Annotated in this window: 3 protein-coding genes and 2 pseudogenes; 4 read left to right on the top strand and 1 reads right to left on the bottom strand. The window is 69.9% G+C overall.

The genetic code is table 11. The features are described from left to right. Window positions 1-94: pseudogene (locus tag ABZ923_RS40975) on the top strand (hydroxyurea phosphotransferase); the annotation flags it as partial. Window positions 95-169: 75 nt separating this feature from the next. Here the strand turns inward: ABZ923_RS40975 and ABZ923_RS40970 are convergent. After that, a pseudogene (locus tag ABZ923_RS40970) lies at window positions 170-412 on the bottom strand (RICIN domain-containing protein); the annotation flags it as partial. 351 nt (window positions 413-763) lie between these two features. Between ABZ923_RS40970 and ABZ923_RS40965 the strand changes: the two are divergent. The 3 genes from ABZ923_RS40965 (at window position 764) to ABZ923_RS40955 (ending at window position 4,214) form a co-directional block, all read left to right on the top strand. Beyond that, entirely contained in the window at window positions 764-1,246 is a 483-nt protein-coding gene (locus tag ABZ923_RS40965; RefSeq protein ID WP_361483436.1) for a DUF3515 family protein, read from the top strand. A gap of 158 nt (window positions 1,247-1,404) precedes the next feature. Then, the gene (locus ABZ923_RS40960) at window positions 1,405-1,752 is read left to right on the top strand and encodes a helix-turn-helix transcriptional regulator (protein WP_361483433.1); all 348 of its coding nucleotides are present in this window, start codon (window positions 1,405-1,407) and stop codon (window positions 1,750-1,752) included. Window positions 1,753-2,174: 422 nt separating this feature from the next. Further along, on the top strand, window positions 2,175-4,214 hold the full coding sequence (locus tag ABZ923_RS40955) for a M4 family metallopeptidase (protein WP_361483430.1): 2,040 nt from the start codon (window positions 2,175-2,177) through the stop codon (window positions 4,212-4,214). The last annotated feature ends 92 nt before the right edge of the window (window positions 4,215-4,306 follow it).

Here is a 4,306-nt window from a genome sequence, read left to right as displayed (position 1 = left end):
CGACGGGCCGTCGATGAACGGCGTCAGCGCCCTGGTCCTGCCGGTCGTCCGCGCCGACGGCCTGCGCGCGGCCCTCAAGCTCCAGCTGACGGACGCCGTTCCAGTCGATCTTCTCCAGGTACGGCTTCGAGCCGGCATGGCTGGAGTTGGAGGCGAGCGCCTTGTTCTTCGCCACGTTGACCACGTGGGAGCTGGCCAGCCACCACTGGTGGCTCTTGGACGACGGCTTGCAGGTGGCCTGGACGACGTGGGCGGCGGAGTCCAGGGCCAGGCACTTGCCCGACTTGTCGTTCTTGATGGTGAAGACGGAGCCTCCGCGGTTCAGCCGCTTCAGGGTCCATCGCTGCGTCTTGTCGGTCCTGGAACACTTGCCGACGACGGCACGCGCGTTGTTCCTCGTGCTTCCGCCCATCGACAGGCACACGTTGGGGGCCCACACACGCTCCAGGCGGGTGTGGGCGTAGGGGTCACGGGCCTGGGGCGCCGCACCCGCCGGGGCCGCGACCGCGGCCATCGTTCCGGTGGTCACGGCGGCGAGCACGAACGAGGTGGCTGCCTTGCGCATCGCGTCTCCTTGGTCGGTCGTCTCGTACGGCGATCGAACTTAGGCACGAACCAGGGGCCCCACCAGGTCCGTTGGGGAGGTGTACCAAGGGGCATTGCCCGAAAGGGAGGTGTGGCAGGGCCGGTTCGGACCCGGGCGCCCGGGTGCTCTACCGTGCTGAGGACCGCTTGCCCTCACCGGAAAGTCGAGACCGCCCACGTGTTTTCCACTCGCCGGAACCGGATCGTGCTCGCCACCGGGGTGTGCGTCCTCGGCGCGATCGCCGCAGTCATCGGTTATGTCCTCGCCCACCGCGATCCCGGTGTGCCCGCCGCGAAGGACGCCGACGCGGCGCCGTGCCGGCGGATCACCTCTTCCGCCCCCGACTCCCTGGGGGGACTTTCCCGTTGGGACACCGATGCGCCGGGCGTGGCCGTGTGGGGTGAACGTCACATCGTCCTGCGGTGCGGCGTGACGCCTCCGGGGCCCACCGAGGACATGTGCGTCGCGGTCGACGGCGTCGACTGGGTGATCGACTCCCGGCAGACCACGGAGACCCGCAAGGTCGTCGTCACCTATGGCCGGGTACCGGCCACGCAGGTGGTCTTCGAGGGCGGGGGCAAGACGGACGCCGCCCTGATCGACCTGTCCCACCTCGTGGCCCCGATCCGACAGCGCGCGCACTGCATCGACGCCCCCTGACCGCTCCCCCCGGTGGGAGCGCTTCCCTGTTCGCAGACGGGAAGTCGGGGCGTTACCGGTGTGCTGATGTCCGGCGCTCCGGGTAGGTTGGCGGTGACTCACGGCTGAACCCGGGCCACGGGGGTCTGCTGGGAAGGCCGTGGTCGGGAGGGACCAACATGACCACGCGGTCCGTTGCGGTGAACGGGAACTGTTCGTACCGGCGCACGGGGCACGACCCCGAGTCCGCGGTGCTGAGGCTGGCGCGGCTGACCGGCCGGGAGCGAGAGGTACTGCTTCTGCTCGGGACGGGCCTGGGCAACCGGGAACTCGCCCGGGAGCTCGGCATCGCGGAGCGCACGGTGAAGGCGCACATCGCAAACATCGTCGAGAAGATCGGCCAGCAGACGCGGACGCAGGCCGCGATCGTCTCCGCTCTCGCCCACGACGCGCTCTGCGCGGACCGGGCGTGCACACGGCACCGGATGACCGAGCCGGCGCCGGAGCAACGGATTCGAGCCGCGTAGGGGGAAGGGGTGACGGCCCGGCCGCGGGCCGCACCCGGACCGATCCCTGATCGGTTCACCACGCGACGCAAGGGCGGCGGTGCCTCGGACGGCACCGCCGCCCTCTTTCGCGTGCGGCCCCGTGGCCGGCGAGAGACCCGCTCGATCCGGCGGGTCCTCCGAACAGTCCGCATACCGAACATGAACTCCCGGTCAACGAACCAATTCCGGCCAAGTTTGTGACGCGGTCCTGACAGGTCGCGAGATCTCCTGCCACTCTTCCCAGGTCGACTCACAGCAACCCCACAGTTTCTGCGCCTTCGGGTGAGCCGGCTCCGCACCTGCACGTGGCTTTCGCACCGCCCAGTTCTGCCCGGACGTCCCAACCCACCGTCCGGTCTCCCCTGGCCGCGCGACCCGCGGTCACGCAGAAGGAGTCAGTGTTGAGAAGCAATTCCTCTCGCGGACGCACCTCCCACACCTCGCACCGCAGAACCGCCACCGTCGCCCTCGCCGGCGTCGCCGCCCTGATCGCCGCCGCCGTCCAGTCCGGCGCGGCCAGCGCGGCACCGGCCAAGCCGCAGACCGGGAAGGTCAACCCGGCCCACGCCGCCGTCAAGCTCTCGCCCTCCCAGCGCGCCGAGCTGGTCCGCCACGCCGACGCCGGCACGGCCGCGACCGCCCGCGGGATCGGGCTGGGCGCCCAGGAGAAGCTGGTGGTCAAGGACGTCGTCAAGGACGGCGACGGCACGCTGCACACCCGGTACGAGCGGACGTACGCGGGTCTGCCGGTGCTCGGCGGTGATCTGGTCGTGACCACCGCCAAGTCCGGCAAGACGATGGACGTGGTCCGGGCCACCGGCGCCACGCTGAAGGTCGCCGGTCTCACCCCGGCCGTGTCGAAGGCGACGGCCCGGCGGCAGGCCGTGCAGCGGGCGAAGGCGCTCGGCGCGGCCAGGCCGGCCGCGGACAGCGTCCGCACGGTGATCTGGGCGGCGACCGGCAAGCCCGTGCTGGCGTACGAGACGGTCGTCGGCGGGCTCCAGGACGACGGCACCCCGAACCAGCTGCACGTCATCACGGACGCCGCCACCGGCAAGAAGCTCTTCGAGTACCAGGGCGTCAAGAACGGCATCGGCAACACCCAGTACAGCGGGCAGGTCACGCTGACCACGACCCAGTCGGGCTCGAACTACACGCTCACCGACGGGGCGCGCGGCGGCCACAAGACGTACAACCTGAACCACGGCAGCTCGGGCACCGGCACCCTGTTCTCGCAGACCTCCGACACCTGGGGCAACGGGTCCAACTCCAACGCCGCCACCGCGGGCGCGGACGCCCACTACGGCGCAGCGCTCACCTGGGACTTCTACAAGAGCACGTTCGGCCGCAGCGGCATCAAGAACAACGGCGTCGGCGCCTACTCGCGCGTGCACTACGGCAACTCGTACGTGAACGCGTTCTGGGACGACAGCTGCTTCTGCATGACCTACGGCGACGGCTCCGGCAACGCCAAGCCGCTGACCTCGATCGACGTGGCCGGCCACGAGATGAGCCACGGCGTCACCTCCGCCACCGCGAACCTCAACTACAGCGGCGAGTCCGGCGGTCTGAACGAGGCGACCAGCGACATCATGGCCGCCGGGGTGGAGTTCTACGCGAACAACACCACCGACCCCGGCGACTACCTGGTCGGCGAGAAGATCGACATCAACGGCGACGGCACCCCGCTGCGCTACATGGACAAGCCCAGCAAGGACGGCGCGTCCAAGGACAACTGGTACTCGGGCATCGGCGGCGTCGACGTGCACTACTCGTCCGGCCCCGCGAACCACTTCTTCTACCTGCTGAGCGAGGGCAGCGGCGCCAAGGTCGTCAACGGCGTCAGCTACAACTCGCCGACGGCGGACGGACTTCCGGTCACCGGCATCGGCCGGGACAAGGCGCTGCAGATCTGGTACCGGGCGCTGACCACCAAGTGGACGTCCACCACCAACTACGCGGGCGCCCGCACCGGCACCCTGGCGGCGGCCGGCGAGCTGTACGGCACCTCCAGCGCCGAGTACAAGGCGGTGCAGGACGCCTGGGCGGGCGTGGCGGTCGGCTCCCGCTCCGGTGGCGGCGGGGGCGGCGGCACCTCGTACGAGAGCACCACGCCGGTGGCCGTGCCGGACAACGGGCCGGCGGTCACCTCCAACATCACCGTCTCCGGCCGGACCGGGAACGCGCCGAGCAACCTCCAGGTCTCCGTCGACATCACCCACACCTGGCGGGGTGACCTGGTGATCGACCTCGTCGGCCCCTCGGGCACCGCCTACCGGCTGAAGAACTTCAGCTCCTCGGACTCGGCGGACGACGTGAACGAGACCTACACGGTCAACGCCGCGGCGGAATCGGCCAACGGAACCTGGAAGTTGCGGGTACAGGATCAGGCCACCTACGACACTGGAACGATCAACGGCTGGAAGCTGACCTTCCCGTAAACCACAGGCCCGCGGGCCCGGAATCACGGCGCTGTCCGAGGGTGCAGCACCCTCGGGCAGCGGACCGTCACACCCGTGAAAACGTTAACAGT

The sequence above is a fragment of the Streptomyces sp. NPDC046881 genome (assembly GCF_040645015.1).
Taxonomy (GTDB): domain Bacteria; phylum Actinomycetota; class Actinomycetes; order Streptomycetales; family Streptomycetaceae; genus Streptomyces.
Note: the sequence above shows the minus strand (reverse complement) of the source record. Positions and strands in the feature narration are given on the sequence as shown.